This is a genomic window from Brevibacillus sp. NRRL NRS-603 (assembly GCF_003013445.1).
In the GTDB taxonomy this organism is placed as follows: domain Bacteria; phylum Bacillota; class Bacilli; order Brevibacillales; family Brevibacillaceae; genus Brevibacillus; species Brevibacillus formosus.
Window position 1 is genome coordinate 97,571 of record NZ_PXZN01000011.1, and the last position, 16,986, is coordinate 114,556.

Sequence of the window (16,986 nt, forward strand, 5' to 3'; positions counted from 1 at the left end):
TTTTAAAACTTAATTTCCATCATTAATTTCATTGCCATTTTCAGCGACTTTGATTTCTTTTTTCAGCAAAGCTAAGTCGCTAATGCTTTTTCGATCAACTAGCAGAATTGATAATTCATCAAGATTGAGTAACGGTTTTATAGAAGTTACCTTTGTGCCTCTTATATCTAAATAATTTAATTTAGGTACAGACTGTATAGATGCAATGTCTGTGATGGGAGCATTCATCATTTGTAAACGTTCCAAATTTGGGAGTTCTTTTACAAAATCCATCGAGTTAATAGGATTATTTGATACATCTAAGAAAGTAAGATGAGGTAGTTTAATTGATGATAAAGCTGTTATTTTATTATTTCGAATGGTTAAGTGCTGAAGAGATTTACTATTCTCAAGTATTTTCAAATCTGATAAATCACCCTCATTCAGTAAGAGGCTAATTAGTTTACTGTTATTTAAAACAGGTAACTGAGCTTCCTGAAAACCAGTGATTGAAAGATATTCAAGTTCACTCAAATCCTTTAGAAACAGATAATCTTTAACGTTGATTCTATTCAAGGATAGCGTTTTAAGGTTTTTCATTTTAGATAGGACAGATAAATCAATCGGTGAATCTCTTTGTTCCAGAGGAACATTATCTATATCTAAGGTGAGTTCTTCGATATTGAATAAATCCTCCATTTTGATATCCTGACTTGGCTTATTCAGTGACTTAGATAAAGAGTCTAATAATAACGGGGAAATAATCTCCGCTTGGGATTGTTCTTTCGGCAATTCATTCAAATTCGTTTCGTTGGCTTCGCATCCAGTTAGTACACCTAAAATGATCAAAAGAGTTATAAGCTTTTTCAAATACATCCCCCATTTTTCAGGACATCCTAGTGGCTATCCTGTCATAACTGTATGACGTTAGATTCCATAAAATGGTTTCCCGCTTTTTTCATTCGATCTGACAATCTAGTGCGCTATGAGAACGAAAGTGTTCATTTATTTTTTTATGTTGTAGGGTGAGCCTGCATTCTGGACGTTTGTCGGAATGTGGGCTTTTTCTTTTGCGTAATGTGTCGAAGAGGAGAGGAGAAAGGATGATTATGCAGAATGTAGAAGATTGGTAACTGGTGCATTACATTCTGGTGTGGCAGGGAGGCAAATATGAAGTCTATTGTTGAAATTGCCAAGAGTGCAGGTATCGAAGAACAGCATTTGGAGCTATACGGAAAATATAAAGCCAAACTATCAGATGAGCTATGGGAGCAAGTGAAGGATCGCCCTGATGGCAAACTGATTCTTGTTACAGCGATGAACCCCAATCCGGCGGGAGCAGGCAAGACGCTCACGACGATTGGTCTGTCACAAGCTTTAAATTATCTTGGGAAGAAAACAATTGCAGCGCTTCGCGAGCCGTCCTTGGGCCCTTGCATGGGGATCAAAGGAGGCGCAACCGGAAGCGGTCAGGCACAAATTCTCCCGGCTGATGAAATTAACCTGCATTTTACAGGGGATATTCATGCGATTACAGCTGCACATAACTTGTTGGCAGCGATGATCGACAATCATATTTTCCACGGCAATCCGCGTGGGCTCAATCCAAAGAAAATTGTCTGGAAACGAGCCATGGACATGAACGATCGCGCACTGCGAAACATCGTGGCTGGTCTGGGTGACGGCAATGGAATGACGCGTGAGGATGGCTTCATGATTACGACCGCTTCAGAAATCATGGCGATCTTATGCTTGAGTGAGAATCTGGCAGACTTGCGCGAGCGGTTGAACCATATCATTATTGGCTACGATTTCGATGATCAGCCTGTACGGGCAGAAGAAATCAACGCGGTCGATGCGATGTGCGTTCTCTTGAAGGAAGCCATCAAGCCCAATCTCGTACAGACAATCGAAGGAACTCCGGTCATCATTCACGGCGGACCTTTTGCCAATATTGCGCATGGGTGCAGCAGCGTGATCGGAACCAAGATGGCCTTGAAGCTGGCAGATTACGTCGTAACAGAGGCGGGCTTCGGTGCAGATCTGGGAGCAGAGAAGTTTTTTGACATCAAGTGCAGAAAAGCAGGTCTGACTCCATCGGCTGCTGTCGTGGTCATTACGGTTCGCTCGTTGAAATACAATGGCGGGGTAAAAGTACCTGACCTGGCAGTAGAGAACTTGTCTGCTCTGGAAAAAGGCTTCGAAAACGTCAAGCGCCATCTGGAAAACCTGCAAAAGTTCGGTGTGCCAGCGGTGGTGGCCATCAACCATTTTGCGACGGATACCCAGGCAGAGATCGATTCTGTAATAGCGTTGTGTAAAGCCGCAGGAGCAGAAGCAGCACTCTCCAAAGTATGGGCAGAAGGAGGAGCAGGAGGTGTTGAGCTGGCTGAAAAAGTGACTCGTGCAGCAGAGCAGCCTTCATCCTTCCGATTCTTGTATGAGGAAGACCTCAGCATTAAAGACAAGATTGAGACAGTCGTAAAAGAAGTATACCGTGGATCGGGAGTTGCCTTTTCGCCGCTGGCATTGAAAACGATGCAAAAGGTAGAAGAAATGGGCATGTCCCATCTGCCTGTGTGCATGGCGAAAACCCCATACTCCTTTACGGATCGCGCTGATCTGTTGGGGGCCCCTGTTGACTTCACGATCCAAGTGAGTGAAGTACGCATATCAGCAGGAGCTGGTTTTATCGTGGCACTGACCGGAAGCTTGGTTACCATGCCAGGCCTCCCGAAAAAGCCGGCTGCTGAATCATTATATATAGACGGGGATGGACAAGTGATCGGATTAAGCTAATCAAAAAGTTTGACAAAAAGCTGACAACTGTAAAAGGTTGTCAGCTTTTTTTTGTTTTTGAGGTTTATTATCGGAAAGTTATGGGAAAAGAAAGGTGAGATTGAAAAAATGTGAACTTAATTGAAAAACAACAAGGAATGACAAAGGCAAACTTGCTGAAAGGCAGGGACGCAAAGCCACGGGTCTAAGGTCGAAGGTCAAATGACTTTCGCAGCTAGGACAGCCGGGTTGCCATACCGTAGTCATGATGGACTGTCGGTAGGCAGTCTTTTTTTTGTTGAAAAAAGAGAAGGGAGAAGGGATTCGGTATGAAAAATAGTTTGAAGAATAAGCTAATTATCGTGTTGTGCCTGCTGTTGGTTATAAGCTTGGGTACGGTTTGCGGTGCAAGCTATTGGAGTGCTTCTAATCTTTTGGCAGGCAGTCTGGACAAAGAAGCTGAGTTGTCAGCTAGCAATCTCTCGATTCGTATCGATGGTTTCTTTCAAGAAAAAATTGAGATTGTAAGAGCGCTGGGAGGGTTGATGTCGGCTGATCAAAATGTCGAGCACGACCTGAAAATCATTCAAGAAGCCCAAAAGAAAAACCCCGAGTTTGAGACGTTCTTCTTTTCGCATGACTTAACCGGAAAGAAAGTGATCAATTTCAAGGGTGAAGTAACGGATATCTCGGATCGTCCGCATATTAAGGAAGCCAGCAAAGGGGAAGGGAAGGTTGTTGTCTCCGAGCCAGTCATTTCGAAGCGGACAGGGAATAACATCGTGACACTGGTTGTTCCATTGATGAAGGACAATCGTCAATACGGTTACATCGGTTCTACTATTCCGATCAATGAGATCCAAAAAAAGGTGTCTGAGGAGAAATTCGGACAATCAGGCTACGCTTTTTTAGTAAGCAAATCAGGAACATTTATTTATCACCCGAATAACGAGTTCATTCTGAAGGAATCGATTCTCGACATGGGTATTCTCGAACTTCAGACTGCTTTTGAAGATATCAAGCAAGGGAAGCATGGAATTGCCCAATATAATTACGAGAACACAGAGCGATTTGCTTCCTATTTTCCAACCAATTTGAATTGGGGCATATACATCACTGCACCCGTAGCGGAGCTGCATGCGCCTGTTGATCAACTGTCAGCCCGATTGATGGTTATTTCCCTCATCGTATTGGCGATTGGGGTTGTCCTCGTTTATTTCTTGGCTGTACGTATGGTGAAACCAATTGAGCGTCTGAATCACGCAGTAAATGTAGTGGCGCAGGGGAACTTGAAAGAGACTGTAACGGTTGATGGAAAAGACGAGATCGCGGTTCTGTCCCGTGACTTTAACCAGACGGTATCGCACTTGAAAAATTTGATTGAAGACGTATCTCTGTCGTCTGATCAAGTACAGCGTTTTAGTCAGGAAGTATCTGAAGGCATTAAACAAGCGACGGAAAACATCAACCAAATCGGTTTGTCTATTGCGCAGATTTCTGAGGGAGCAGAGTCACAGGCAGCCAGCTCGCAGGAAGTCGCATTGTCGATGACTGACATGGCAGCAGGCATCGTGAAAATCGCGGAGACGTCTGCTCATGTTTCAGAGGCTGCCCAGATAGCAACAGAGCAGGCTGAGCAAGGGACTGCTGTGGTAGAGCAGGCAGTTCGCCAGATGGGAAGCATTGGTGAGGGAACATCGAAGGCAACAGTAGCCATCGAGCAGCTCAACAATCGCTCCAAAGAAATCGAAGGCATTCTCGATACGATCAGTCAGTTGACCTCGCAAATCAATTTGCTTGCCTTGAACGCTTCGATTGAGGCAGCACGCGCCGGCGAGCATGGACGTGGGTTTGCTGTAGTTGCAGGTGAAGTGAAAAAACTGGCAAACCAATCCGAGGAATCCGCATCCAAAATCGCAATGCTGATCGGGGAAATCCAGCAGGATACTCATCACGCGGTAGAGGTTATGACCGAGGGCAACCAAAACGCACAGCAAGGTATTCAACTGGTCGAAGAGGTTCGCGAAATCTTCGGGCACATTTTGGAATCTTCCCGGAACGTCGCTGCCCACATTCTGGAAGTATCCGCCGCATCTGAACAAATGTCAGCAGGCTCCCAACAGGTGAGTGCTTCTGTAGATGAAATGCATAACATTGCAAAACATGCTTCACTCGACGCGCAAACAGTGGCAAAGGCAACCGAAGAGCAGCTTCAAGCCATCCAGGAAATTGGCAAGTCTGTTGAGCATTTGAACACAGTGGCAGAAGAATTACAGCAAGGAATCGGCAGGTTTACTGTGTAAGAGGCAGCTCAACAGGTTGTAAGTCCTCTTCTTTGAAAGGGGGGATGCCATTAGGGGATGATGGAGTTTGTTTCTGAGCAACTAAATTCATTACCGTTTAACAGGAGGAGAACCCAGATGAAGAAAATCACAAAAACAATCTTGGCGAGCACACTCGCTGCAACTATGCTCATGACATCAGGAACAGGTGCTTTTGCTGCAACCGCGGTTAAGCCTGTCCCAACCGTAGCTACTGAAGCTGCTAAAAAACCGCAAGCGAAGAAGTTTGAATCCCGTTTGGATGAAATCATCGCGAGAGGCTACATCCTCGTAGGTACTCCAGGGGACTACAAACCGTTTACATATTTGAATCCAAAGACAAACGAATTTGAAGGCTACGACATCGATGCGATGAAGGAATTCGCAAAAAGTCTAGGGGTTGAGGCGCGTTTTGTCCAAACCTCTTGGCCGACACTGATGGACGATCTGTTGGCAAATAAATTCGATATTGCTGTTGGAGGCGTTACGCGCAACACAGACCGCCAGAAAAAAGCACACATGAGTGATCCTTATATTATGTTCGGTAAAGCTCCGCTTATTCGTGCAGTAGACAAGGACAAGTACAAGAGTGTAGCAGACATCAACAAGCCTGAGGTTCGCATTGGTGTGAATCCAGGAGGCACCAACGAAAAATTCGTTCGTGAACACCTGACCAAAGCAACTGTGACTGTTGAACAAAACAACCTCGACATCCCTGGTCTGGTAGCAAGCGGCAAGTACGATGTGATGATCACGGATACGCTGGAAGCACTTGTATATTCCAAAGCAGATTCCCGCCTGTATGCCGCTCTGACTGACAACCCGTTCACCAAGAGTGAAAAAGCGTACATGATTCACCGTGGAGACACAATCTTCGCTAACTACTTGGATCTTTGGATGGACGAAATGAAACTGCAAGGGAAGTTTGATGAGCTTTACAACAAATGGGTAAAATAATCCAATAACAGACAAGCAGCCTGATTCTGGGCTGCTTTGTTATTTTTTACAAGATTCATCACCAAAAAATCAAACAATTTGGGTATATAAGCTGTTTGCTTTTTCAGTCATTGCATGGTACGATTACAGCTATGTTCTTTAGGGCGCTACGTACAATCGGGATAAAAGGGCATGTTCCGGATCGTAAGGAATAGTGCCCTTTTTTTTGAGAATTTTATAGATGAAGGTATTGATAAAGGAGACTGACATTCATTGGCGACATTTAACGATTTTGGCTTACACCACTCCATTGTTAGAGCGTTGAGCAACATGGGTTTCGAAGAAGCTACAGCAATTCAGGATCAAACGGTTCCTGTAGCACTGCAAGGTCGTGACCTGATCGGTCAAGCACAAACAGGTACAGGTAAAACGGCTGCATTTGGTATTCCGCTGATTGAACGCATGGATGAAACAAGCGGAAATATTCAAGGGGTTGTATTGACCCCAACTCGTGAGCTGGCTGTTCAGGTTGCAGAAGAGATTAATAAAATTGCCCAATTTAAAAACATCTCTGCCCTGCCAATCTACGGTGGCCAAGACATCACGCGTCAAATCAAGGCGTTGAAAAAACGCCCGCAAATCATCGTGGCAACACCTGGTCGTTTCATGGACCACATGAGAAGAAGAACGATTCGTTTGGATGCTATCGAGGTAGTTGTTTTGGACGAAGCGGATGAAATGCTGAACATGGGTTTCATCGACGACATTAAGGAAATCTTGAAAGAGGTTCCAGAAAGTCGTCAAACCCTGCTGTTCTCCGCAACGATGCCGAGAGCGATTCAGGAAATCGCCCAGCAGTTCATGAACGAGCCAACGATCATTCAGGTGAAAGCAAAAGAAGTAACCGTACCAAACATCGAGCAGCAATATATGGAAGTAGCAGAAAGACAAAAGTTCGATGTTCTGTGCCGTTTGCTGGATATTCATTCGCCTGAGCTGGCTATCGTATTCGGTAGAACCAAGCGCAGAGTGGATGAGCTGTCCGAAGCACTGACCAAGCGCGGTTATGGAGCGGAAGGTATCCACGGAGACCTGAACCAAGCAAAACGCGACAGCGTACTGCGCAAGTTCAAGGAAGGTACAATCGAGGTATTGGTGGCGACTGACGTTGCGGCTCGCGGTCTGGATATCAGCGGAGTTACGCACGTATTCAACTTTGACATTCCACAAGACTCTGAGAGCTACGTTCACCGTATCGGTAGAACGGGACGTGCTGGTAAAACGGGTCTCGCGATCACATTTGTTACTTCCCGCGAAATTGACCATCTGCGTCTGATTGAGCGTACAACCAAGCGTCGCATGGAGCGTCGTGCTGTTCCTTCGATGGCAGAAGCTCTGGAAGGTCAACAAAAAATGACAGTAGACAAAATCCTGGAAGCGTCTGGCAGAGATGATCTGTCTGCTTACAAAACATTGGCAGAACAATTGCTGGAGGATGTTGATTCCGTGACGCTGGTATCCGCAGCACTCAAGCTGTTGACCAAAGAGCCGGATACAACTCCTGTTCGCCTGACGGAAGAGGCACCTCTTCGTGTAGGGAAGAAAAAGCTGCCTCCAAAAGGAAAAGGTGGCTTTGGATCAGGTTCCGGTTTTGGTGGAAAGCGTCCATCTCGCCCACGCAATGGCGAATATCGTCCACGCGGCGGCGAATCTCGTCCACGCAGTGGCGAATCTCGTCCACGCAGCGGTGATTCCCGTCCGCGCAGTGGCGAATCCCGTCCACGTGGCGAATCTCGTACACCGCGCAGCTAAGAATCGAATGGTATCTCAAGTAAAGACTGGTGTGCACATGTGCGCATCGGTCTTTTTTTCGTGTTGACCTGTCTGCGAATAAATATTTTGGGGAACCCGTGACAAACTAGGAGTGTTTTGGCACGAATTTTCGCCTAGGGAGAGAGTGGAAGCATGAGGAAAACAGCCAATGGGAAGTGGGCTGGTATTTGGCTCGCCGCATGAGATCAAGATTGAATCGGAAAATTTGTAAGGAGAAGGCTTCTGCAGCTGGGCAGAGGTCTTTTTCTATGGGCAATTAAGTTTTGGCAACAACGAGTCAGACAAATTTGTGCTTTGATTTTGTTGTTAGCTCTATGACAATGCTTTATATTTGAGGTGTGCACATTATCTTTTCAATCCATAGAGGGCGTTACGTATGTGGTTGGAGGAAGAGAAAAAATCCTTGGTCAATCGCGGAATTGTAGTATCCGATCAGTACGAAGTGGGTATCATGATTGAGATCCCTGCTACAGCACTGATGGCCGATCAATTTGTACGCGGGGTTGACTTTTTCAGCATTGGAACCAATGATTTAATACAATACACAATGGCAGCCGACCGTATGAACGAGAAGGTCGCTTATCTCTTCTGTTGGGAATGGGTCTGGATGAATATAGTATGAGTGCAGGGAGCATTTTGCCTGCGCGTCAACAGCTGAGTCGTTTGAGTGTGGAGGACGCAGCGAAACAGATTGATACGATTTTTCAGTTGAGCACCTCTGCGCAAGTAGAGGCGTTCGTGAAGGAATGGCTTGAGAGAGTATAGAGAAGGAGGCAGATCAGAATGGTAGAGAAAAAAATAGTGGTTCAATTGGCGCACGGCCTGCATGCGCGTCCTGCTGCGAACTTTGTGAAGGTAGCCACGTCTTTTTCCAGCGAAATTAAAATCATCAAAAATGAGAAAAATGTAAATGGCAAGAGCATCATGGGCATTATGGCAGCAGCGATTGCAAAAGGGGAAGAAATTACCCTGATTACGGATGGTGTCGATGAACAAGAAGCGATGGCTGCATTGGAAAAAGCATTGACCGAACAGGAATAGGGAAGAGAATAGGAAAGGAGAAAAGCCCCTCGATTTTGAGGGGTTTTTTCTGTTGTTCCGGGAAAATTCACGTAGACAGTAGTTGTACGAAAGGGGGCAAAAATGGTGTCAGTCGCTTCTGGGCGCGTTGTTCTTCTAAAAGCAGCTCCATTTTCAGGCGGACGCGCTCTGAGTGTGTGGTTTTGTAGAGGGGGATTACCAAATTCCGTATTTCCAAAGGATCGGCCGTGAGATTGTACAATTCGTAATCCGTCATCGTGGGGTTGTGTACATCCTCGGAAAAATAGCGGGAGTATTTCCATAAAGCACTGTTTCCGGCAGAATTCATGTAGGTGATGACTGTTTCTATCCGATTCGGAGGAATGACAGAGTCATAGGGTTGTTGCTGCACGTTTACCTGATGCTGTCCTTTTGTCACTTCGTCGTCCGTCATGAAGTAAATCGGCTCGCTGGAGACAGAGTCTGTATCGTGGGACAAGATGATGGGAGTAAGATCACGACCGACAAGAGGGCGTACCTCGCTGTGTGTATAGGTCAGTTCCTCACCAAGCCTTTCTGTGTCTGCTCCGGTCATACCGAGTAGTGTCGGAAGAATATCCACATGACTGGTTAACAGCTCTGTGGAGGCTGCGTGTGGAAAAAGAAGCGGGTTGTGGATAATGAGGGGAACGTGAATCGCCTCTTCATAGGCACAGTACCATTTTTGATGCAGATTGCCGTGAGCACCCAACAATTCGCCGTGATCAGATGTGAACAAAACCAATGTCTCGGGATAAAAAGAACTGGCGACGAGTGCTTCAAGAACACGCATCACTTCCCGATCGGCGTTTTTTTGGAGCTGGTAGTACAGTCTTCGATAATGGTCTTGGTCCGAAATGGGCTGGAACGCTTGTGGATATACCTCCCCATAACTCGCTTGGCAGCGCGGTTTTGTCGCAAGTGATTCGTGCTGAGTAGGGGCCGGGGCAACAGCGGGAACTGACTTATCCACATGGAAGCGAAAAAACGGTGAGCTCGCAGAGATATCCCCATAGATGGCGATATCATGTGGATTGACGAAAGATGCTACGATCAGCCAAGGATGGCAGCTTTCAACGGAGCTTTTCTCTTGGTCTAATGCATGGAGCAGCTCGATGACTTCGCTGCTGTATACCACATCACGCCCATTTACTCCGATGGCTGCGGACGAACCGGAGTTATGCGGCGCTATTCCATGCGGTTCAGGGCCTATCCAACTGGAGAAGCCATAGCCGTCCAGTCGATCGGCAAGCAAGTATAAACGTTCCTTATCTGGATCAGGAACTCCTGTACCAGGGGTATAGCTAGGGATAGGAAAATGGGTCCCTGGTACCCAAATGTCAGCATCGGATATATGCCATTTGCCTTTATAGAAACAACGATAGCCCGCTTGACGAAAATAATTTCCCATCGTCGGGACAGTGTTGCAATCGAGCCAGAACATGTCACTGTCGGGAGCTCGTTTAGCGGCGCCGCTGGTCTGGGTGACGCCGTGCAAAGAGGGGTACTGACCGGTGAACAAGGTGGCTCTGCTAGGGCAACAGCCTGTGGAGCCGACGTAATGACGCTTGAACTCCAACCCATGCCTACGCAAAAAAGCATGAGCCTGGAGTGTATCCTCGCTCCATTCACGTATCGCGGGCTCTTCATAAACAGGGGGAAACCGTTCCTCATCCACAATGATGAATAAGATGTTCGGTCGTCTTCTCAACCATTTTCTCGACATATAGATCCCCCTCTGCAAAGATGTACACATCTTTATCAACATATGGGGATAATCCTTGTCCTTATCCACAAAAAAACTCGCCGATCATCAAGGAATCGGCGAGTTTGAACCCGTATCTTTGGTTATCCACAGCTTTTTATACCAATGCAAAGGAGAGAACCGATAAAAGAATCGAGGTAATGCTCATGGCAATCAGTGGGCGCGCCGCTTTTGTTCGCAGTGCACGCAGATTGACATTGAGGCCAAGCCCGACCATCGCCATGGTGAGCACGAAGGTTGTGACATTGGCGACACCGTTATGGAACGCTTCTGAGACAGGAATGGATGTGCCGAGAACGTAGCTACCAAAAACACTCATGGCGAGGAAGCCGATCAGGAACCAAGGGAATTCGATTTTGGTGCCACTTTGTAATTTCCCGGAGCGTTTCATCCAAATCATCAGGATAAAACAGAGTGGAACCAACAGAAGCACACGCCCCAATTTTGCCAGCAGTGCAATCGCTAGCCCATCTTGACCCGACGGTGCAGCAGCCAACGCGACATGCGCAATCTCGTGCAGACTGATTCCTGACCACATGCCGTATTCGACTGCGGACAGGGGAAGGAATGGACGCAGGATCGTGTAGGCAATAGCAAATAGGGTGCCGACGAGGGCAATCATTCCTACGCCAATGGCGGTATCCTCATCCTTGGCAGCAACAATAGGAGAGACGGCTGCAATCGCCGCTGCTCCACAGACGCCTGTACCGACTCCGAGCATGAGGGAGAGGGAAGAGTCTGCTTTTAGCCACTTGGCTATCAGCATCGTGACTCCAATGGCAAAAATGATGACACCAGCGTCATAGACGAGAAGCCCGAGGCCTTGATTCAAGACGACATCGATATTGAGCTTGAGCCCGTACAAAATAATAGCCAGACGCAGTAAACGTTTGGCGGAAAATTGAATCCCTGATCGCAATGCTTCCGGATATCCACGAAAATGCCGGTATGCGACCGCGATCAGGATCGAACAGGCGAGGGGGCCAACTTGTTGAAAGCCAGGTATTTTTGCTAAGCCGTAGCCTGTCAGGGCGATGAATAAAGTAAAAGCGATTCCGGCTATCCACAGCGAGAAGGATGCAGGTTTGCTTTCGTTGTTTTTAGCGGGCTGTACGCTGGCATTGCTTTCATTCAATGGCACGCTACTTTTTACCTGAGTCGCCATTGCCATCACTCCTCGAAAAGTTTTACAAACTCAGCATACGGCAACTGTTATAATAAGAAAAATAAATCATTGCGATAGTAATCATAAGTGAAATGAATGGTTAGTGGTGGAAAGGAAGTGAAGGCAGTTGGATCAGCACTTGCTTGTGTTCGTGACGGTTGCAGACAGACAGAACTTTTCCCGAGCTGCAGAAGAGCTCCATATGACGCAGCCTGCCGTTAGTCAGTATATTCATGCGCTGGAGCGCACGATAGGGACAAAGCTCCTGGAGCGAAGCAACAAATATGTTCGCTTGAATAAAGCGGGGGAGATTGTCTATCATCACGCTCGGGAGATCTTGGGACTGTACACACGGATGCAGAGTCTCGTGGATGATTTGATGAATACACCCAGCGGGCATTTGACGATTGGCGCCAGTTACACCTATGGAGAGTATGTACTGCCTCACGTCATTGCCCGTCTTCGTCAGTATTACCCAATGATCACCCCCACGATTACGATTCACAATTCCACAGTCATTGCTGAGCTGGTGGCGAAGCGACAGCTCGACGTCGGGATTGTTGAGGGCGAGTATGTGGACGAAAAAATGTGCGTGGAGCCGTTTGCTGATGATCGTATGTATTTGATTGCTTCTCCAGAGCATCGATTGGCTGGGCAGTCTGAGGTCAGCATTGACGAGCTGATGAAGGAAACGTGGATTGTGCGGGAAGAAGGGTCAGGCACGAGGGAAGCGGCTGAAAAAATGTTTCGCCAGCTGCAAATCACACCTCACAAGCGAATGGAGTTCGGCAGTACACAGGTGATCAAGGAGTCAGTGGAAGCGGGCTTGGGAATCAGCCTGCTGTCTTATTGGGCCATCCGCAAAGAACGCAAGCTCGGCACGCTTTGTACATTGAAGGTGCCGGGGACGCCGGTTACCCGTGATTTTTCGCTCGTCACGAAATCTGACGAGTTTCATACCAAAGCATTGGACATCTTCATGGATCTCATCCGCACACATGTGCCAGAGGGTGCCCATACGTAAAAGAGGAAGCGGCACGATTCATCGGTGCTGCTGAAAAAGTCCGAATCAATTCGCCATTTTCCCCGTGTGCTTTTGCCAATAGGCGGGAGGGCTTGTGTCCGTAATCTGACCGGAATATGGAAAAGTGACGGAATGCCGAAAACGCTTGCATTTTTCCCAGCCTTGTTCTACATTAGAGACAGGTAAAAGAGCACGTAAATCATGTGTTATCTTCTACCCACAAGTGAATAATCAAAAGGCAAAGGTGCCCTTGAACACAAAGCATGTTCTTTTGTGTTTAGGCACCTTTTTTTGCTTTTGAAAAGGGAAGTTGTCTTGAAAGGAGTGACACGCATGGAAAAACCAATTCGAGCGACGCCGCTTGCGATCCGACTGATTCCCAATGTCGATCCTCAATTTGCGGAGAAGCTGAACCTGCCTTCTCATATCCGAAGTCTGGGGCTTTTGACCTCCACGATTGACGATGTGGGGTATACGGCCATTGATGAAGCGACCAAAAAGGCAGCGGTGGAAGTTGTGTATGCCAAGTCGTTTTATGCAGGCTCAGGCCATGCGTCTGGACCGTTGTCCGGCGAGTTCATCGGGATGATCGGAGGCGCGACGCCATCGGAGGTGCAGAGCGGACTGGATGCAGCCGTTGCATTTATGGAGAGCGGAGCATGCTTTTACTCTTTGAATGATGAAGGGACGCATGCGTATTACGCCCATGTTGTGTCGCGGACGGGCAGCTACTTGTCCCAACTGGCGGGAATCAGAGAAGGTGAACCGCTTGCCTATTTGATCGCACCACCGCTGGAAGCCATGTATGGTATTGATGCCGCCCTCAAGGCTGCAGATGTAGAAATGGTTCAATTTTTTGGTCCACCGACAGAAACGAACTTTGGGGGAGCGCTACTCACTGGCAGCCAGTCGGCATGCACGGCAGCCGCCGATGCTTTTGCTGATGCCGTAAGAAGTGTCGCCCAACAGCCTGTCAAACGATAATAGGGATTTTCCCTCTTGAAGGGGAGGTAATGTAAATGCGCGCTACGTCATATTCACTCGGCATGATCGAGACATTGGGCTTGCCTGCTCTCATCGCTGCCGCAGACGCTGCTGCCAAAGCGGCTGACGTCAAAGTTGTCTCTTATGAAGGCGCGGACGCAGGGATCGTTACCGTGTATGTAATCGGAGATGTCTCCTCCGTACAGTCAGCAGTAGATGCTGGTGCGGAAGCTGCGAGACGTGTCGGAACATTGCTGCACTCACACGTTATTCCACGTCCTGACGAAAATGTACCAAAAATGCTTAAAAACCTGCTGAAACCGGAAGTAAAAGAAGAGGCTAAGGCAGAGCCGGCCCAAGTGCCAGCGACTAAATTGCAAGATCAGTCTATCAATGATCTGCGCAAAATGGCGCGTTCGTATGCGGACTTCCCGCTGACAACGAACGAAATCAACATGGCGAAGAAAGAAGATCTCATTCGTCTGTTGGAAGAGAAACAAGGCGGAGGTGACAAAGCCTAATGACACTCGACGCTGATCTGTATTCCATACAGGAAGTGCGTACCTACCTCGCACAAGCGAAGGAAGCACAGGCCAAGTTCGCTACTTACAGCCAAGAACAAGTCGACAGAATCATCGAAGCCATGTCCAAAGCGGGCGTGGAGCATGCGGATCGACTCGCAGCTATGGCTGTAGAAGAAACAGGCTTTGGTAATATCCCTGACAAACGGATGAAAAACCTGTTTGCTGCTCAAGATGTGTACGCATCTGTGAAAGATGTAAAAACGGTTGGCATCATCCGTAAGGACGAAGAGAACAAGGTATGGGAAGTGGCGCAGCCATTCGGTATCGTAGCTGGTATCGTGCCTTCTACCAATCCAACGTCCACGGTTATCTATAAATCGATGGTCTCCCTCAAGGCGAGAAATGCGATTGTCTTCAGCCCGCATCCGTCGGCAGCCAAATGTACGTTGGAAGCAGCGCGACTGATGGCACAGGCGGCAGTAGCGGCTGGAGCACCAGAAGGTTTGATCCATTGCGTTACCAAGCCTACGCTACCAGCGACAAACGAGTTGATGAAGCACAAGCTGACCAATTTGATTCTCGCTACTGGCGGAACGCCGATGGTACGCGCAGCATATAGCTCCGGTAAGCCTGCTTACGGTGTAGGACCAGGTAACGTTCCAGTCTACATCCACCACAGTGCTGACTTTGCTGCTGCTGCCAAGCGCATTGTGCAGAGCAAGACGTTTGACTATGGTACAATCTGCGCTTCTGAGCAAGCATTGGTAGTGGAGGAATCCGCCAAGCACCGATTGATTGATGCCCTGAAGCGTGAAGGCGCCTACTTCCTGAACGAGCAAGAAAAGGAAAAGGTAGCTGCCATTGTCACGATAAACGGCTCGCTGAACGCGAAGATCGTTGGCCGCTCTCCGCATGTGATCGCTCAAATGGCAGGTATCACCATCCCTGCTGATACACGTGTCCTGATTGCGGAGGAGAACAATGTAGGTAAAGCATATCCGATGTCCGTTGAAAAACTGGCTCCGGTCCTTGCCCTCTACACTGTTCAAGGCGACAGCGAAGCGTTTGCCCGTTGCCGCGAATTGCTGGAGCATGGTGGTCTTGGTCATACAGCGGGTATTCACGCCCAGGATGACAATGTCATCGCAGCGTATGGTCAAGCAATGCCAGCATCCAGAATTCCGGTCAATACGGGTACGACCTTCGGAGGAATTGGTGCAACGACTGGCGTACAACCAGCGTTCACACTTGGATGCGGTTCTTTAGGGGGCAACATCACTTCCGATAACATCGGTGCGAAGCACATGTTCAACATCAAGCGTGTTGCATTTGGCATCAAAGAAATGCCACAATCAACGCCAGCACCACAAGCTCCTGCGACACAAGCGGAAGAAGCTGTTCTACAGGCTGTCTCTTCCATGAACGTTGGCTTGAGCCGTGATGAGATCAAGAACATCATCAAATCCGTGTTAACAGAAATGACGTCTTAATGTCGTAAAACACTAAAATCTTGGAGATATAATTAAGGAGGATACAAAAATGGCTGGAGAAATGTCCGCATTGGGAATGGTAGAAACAAAAGGTTTGATCGGAGCAGTTGAAGCTGCTGACGCAATGGTAAAAGCAGCAAACGTAAAACTGATTGGTAAAGTACACGTAGGTGGCGGTCTCGTAACTGTTATGGTACGTGGTGACGTAGGTGCAGTAAAAGCTTCCACAGACGCAGGCGCCGCTGCTGCTGAAAAAGTAGGAGAGCTCGTATCTGTACACGTAATCCCACGCCCTCATGGAGACATTGAATTGATCCTGCCTAAACTCGAAGGGTAATAAATCCCTATGGCAGTGATTACAGAAGCATCCTTGAGAGCAATGCATAAGTCAGGTATCCCAAACCCCTTTCTCGTTGAGAAAGGGGATAAAATAACACCAGCAGCGGCAGATTTCTTGAAAGGAAGAGGGATTCAAGTGAAACAAGTAGATCAGCACCAGCAGCCTTCCACCAATCAAGCTGCCGAGGCAGTGCGTGAAATTCCTTTGGGCGTATCGAATCGTCACGTTCACTTGTCGCAAGAAGATGTGGAAAAGCTTTTCGGAGCAGGCCATCAATTGACGCCAATGCGTGATTTGTCGCAGCCAGGCCAGTTTGCTTGCCAAGAAACAGTCACCATCGTAGGACCAAAAGGCAGCATTCACGGAGTTCGCATCTTGGGACCAGCTCGTGGCGCGACACAAGTGGAAATTTCCAGAACAGACGGCTTCGCAGTAGGTGTTCATGCCCCTGTGCGTATGTCTGGAGATATTGAAGGAACACCAGGAATGGTGCTTGTAACGGCAAAAGGGACTGTTGTGATGGACAAAGGCGTAATCGTAGCGAAGAGCCACGTTCATATGTCTCCAGCAGATGCCGAGCAATATCAAGTGAAGGATGGCGATACGCTAATCCTGGCGACTCAAAGCGATCGTCCTATCATCTATCCAGATGTGGTCGTTCGTGTACATCCGCAGTTTGCACTTGATTTCCACGTTGATACGGATGAAGGAAATGCCGCTAATTTGAAAACGGGCGACCGGGTAAAAGTGATCGGCAAGAACGGGCAATTTTACTCCGGCTAACGGAG

Annotated in this window: 14 protein-coding genes, 1 pseudogene and 1 riboswitch; of the genes and pseudogenes, 12 read left to right on the plus strand and 3 right to left on the minus strand. The window is 47.8% G+C overall.

The genetic code is table 11. The features are described from left to right. Positions 1 to 9: 9 nt before the first annotated feature. The gene (locus C7R94_RS06460) at positions 10 to 849 is read right to left on the minus strand and encodes a leucine-rich repeat domain-containing protein (protein WP_106779237.1); all 840 of its coding nucleotides are present in this window, start codon (positions 847 to 849) and stop codon (positions 10 to 12) included. Positions 850 to 1,149: 300 nt separating this feature from the next. Between C7R94_RS06460 and C7R94_RS06465 the strand changes: the two genes are divergently transcribed. From C7R94_RS06465 to C7R94_RS06490, 6 genes and pseudogenes are all read left to right on the plus strand, one after another. Next, a complete protein-coding gene (locus C7R94_RS06465; protein ID WP_106779239.1) occupies positions 1,150 to 2,778 on the plus strand; it encodes a formate--tetrahydrofolate ligase in 1,629 nt (542 codons plus the stop codon). A gap of 135 nt (positions 2,779 to 2,913) precedes the next feature. Then, a riboswitch (cyclic di-GMP riboswitch) is annotated at positions 2,914 to 3,014 on the plus strand. Positions 3,015 to 3,086: 72 nt separating this feature from the next. Then, entirely contained in the window at positions 3,087 to 5,060 is a 1,974-nt protein-coding gene (locus tag C7R94_RS06470; RefSeq protein ID WP_106779242.1) for a methyl-accepting chemotaxis protein, read from the plus strand. A gap of 117 nt (positions 5,061 to 5,177) precedes the next feature. Continuing rightward, positions 5,178 to 6,035 carry a transporter substrate-binding domain-containing protein gene (locus C7R94_RS06475; protein ID WP_106779244.1) on the plus strand — a complete coding sequence of 286 codons (858 nt, stop codon included), beginning with the start codon at positions 5,178 to 5,180 and terminating at the stop codon, positions 6,033 to 6,035. A 252-nt stretch (positions 6,036 to 6,287) separates the two neighbouring features. Beyond that, positions 6,288 to 7,826: a degradosome RNA helicase CshA gene (gene cshA, locus C7R94_RS06480; protein WP_106779247.1), complete on the plus strand. Its 1,539-nt coding sequence runs from the start codon at positions 6,288 to 6,290 to the stop codon at positions 7,824 to 7,826. Positions 7,827 to 8,229: 403 nt separating this feature from the next. Then, positions 8,230 to 8,612, plus strand: a pseudogene (locus tag C7R94_RS06485) (putative PEP-binding protein); the annotation flags it as partial. Between the two features lie 18 nt (positions 8,613 to 8,630). After that, positions 8,631 to 8,888, plus strand: coding sequence for an HPr family phosphocarrier protein (locus tag C7R94_RS06490; RefSeq protein ID WP_047069997.1), 258 nt, complete (start codon positions 8,631 to 8,633; stop codon positions 8,886 to 8,888). 67 nt (positions 8,889 to 8,955) lie between these two features. Here the strand turns inward: C7R94_RS06490 and C7R94_RS06495 are convergent, their stop codons facing one another. Both C7R94_RS06495 and C7R94_RS06500 read right to left on the minus strand, forming a co-directional pair. Beyond that, a complete protein-coding gene (locus C7R94_RS06495; RefSeq protein WP_106779250.1) occupies positions 8,956 to 10,632 on the minus strand; it encodes a sulfatase family protein in 1,677 nt (558 codons plus the stop codon). 136 nt (positions 10,633 to 10,768) lie between these two features. Then, a complete protein-coding gene (locus C7R94_RS06500) occupies positions 10,769 to 11,836 on the minus strand; it encodes a YeiH family protein (protein WP_106779252.1) in 1,068 nt (355 codons plus the stop codon). Between the two features lie 127 nt (positions 11,837 to 11,963). Between C7R94_RS06500 and C7R94_RS06505 the strand changes: the two genes are divergently transcribed. From C7R94_RS06505 to pduL, 6 genes are all read left to right on the plus strand, one after another. After that, positions 11,964 to 12,860 (plus strand): LysR family transcriptional regulator, encoded by an 897-nt coding sequence (locus C7R94_RS06505; RefSeq protein ID WP_047069992.1) that lies wholly within the window; start codon positions 11,964 to 11,966, stop codon positions 12,858 to 12,860. A 333-nt stretch (positions 12,861 to 13,193) separates the two neighbouring features. Then, positions 13,194 to 13,844, plus strand: a complete 651-nt coding sequence (gene eutL / locus C7R94_RS06510; protein WP_016739628.1) for an ethanolamine utilization microcompartment protein EutL — start codon at positions 13,194 to 13,196, stop codon at positions 13,842 to 13,844. A gap of 35 nt (positions 13,845 to 13,879) precedes the next feature. Further along, positions 13,880 to 14,365, plus strand: a complete 486-nt coding sequence (locus tag C7R94_RS30895; protein ID WP_106779254.1) for a BMC domain-containing protein — start codon at positions 13,880 to 13,882, stop codon at positions 14,363 to 14,365. Then, positions 14,365 to 15,858, plus strand: coding sequence for an acetaldehyde dehydrogenase (acetylating) (locus tag C7R94_RS06520; protein WP_047069990.1), 1,494 nt, complete (start codon positions 14,365 to 14,367; stop codon positions 15,856 to 15,858). The genes C7R94_RS30895 and C7R94_RS06520 overlap by 1 nt, the downstream gene beginning before the upstream one ends. Positions 15,859 to 15,907: 49 nt before the next feature. Then, positions 15,908 to 16,195 (plus strand): ethanolamine utilization microcompartment protein EutM, encoded by a 288-nt coding sequence (gene eutM, locus C7R94_RS06525; RefSeq protein WP_047069988.1) that lies wholly within the window; start codon positions 15,908 to 15,910, stop codon positions 16,193 to 16,195. A gap of 9 nt (positions 16,196 to 16,204) precedes the next feature. Further along, the gene (gene pduL / locus C7R94_RS06530) at positions 16,205 to 16,981 is read left to right on the plus strand and encodes a phosphate propanoyltransferase (protein ID WP_047069987.1); all 777 of its coding nucleotides are present in this window, start codon (positions 16,205 to 16,207) and stop codon (positions 16,979 to 16,981) included. Positions 16,982 to 16,986 lie beyond the last annotated feature (5 nt).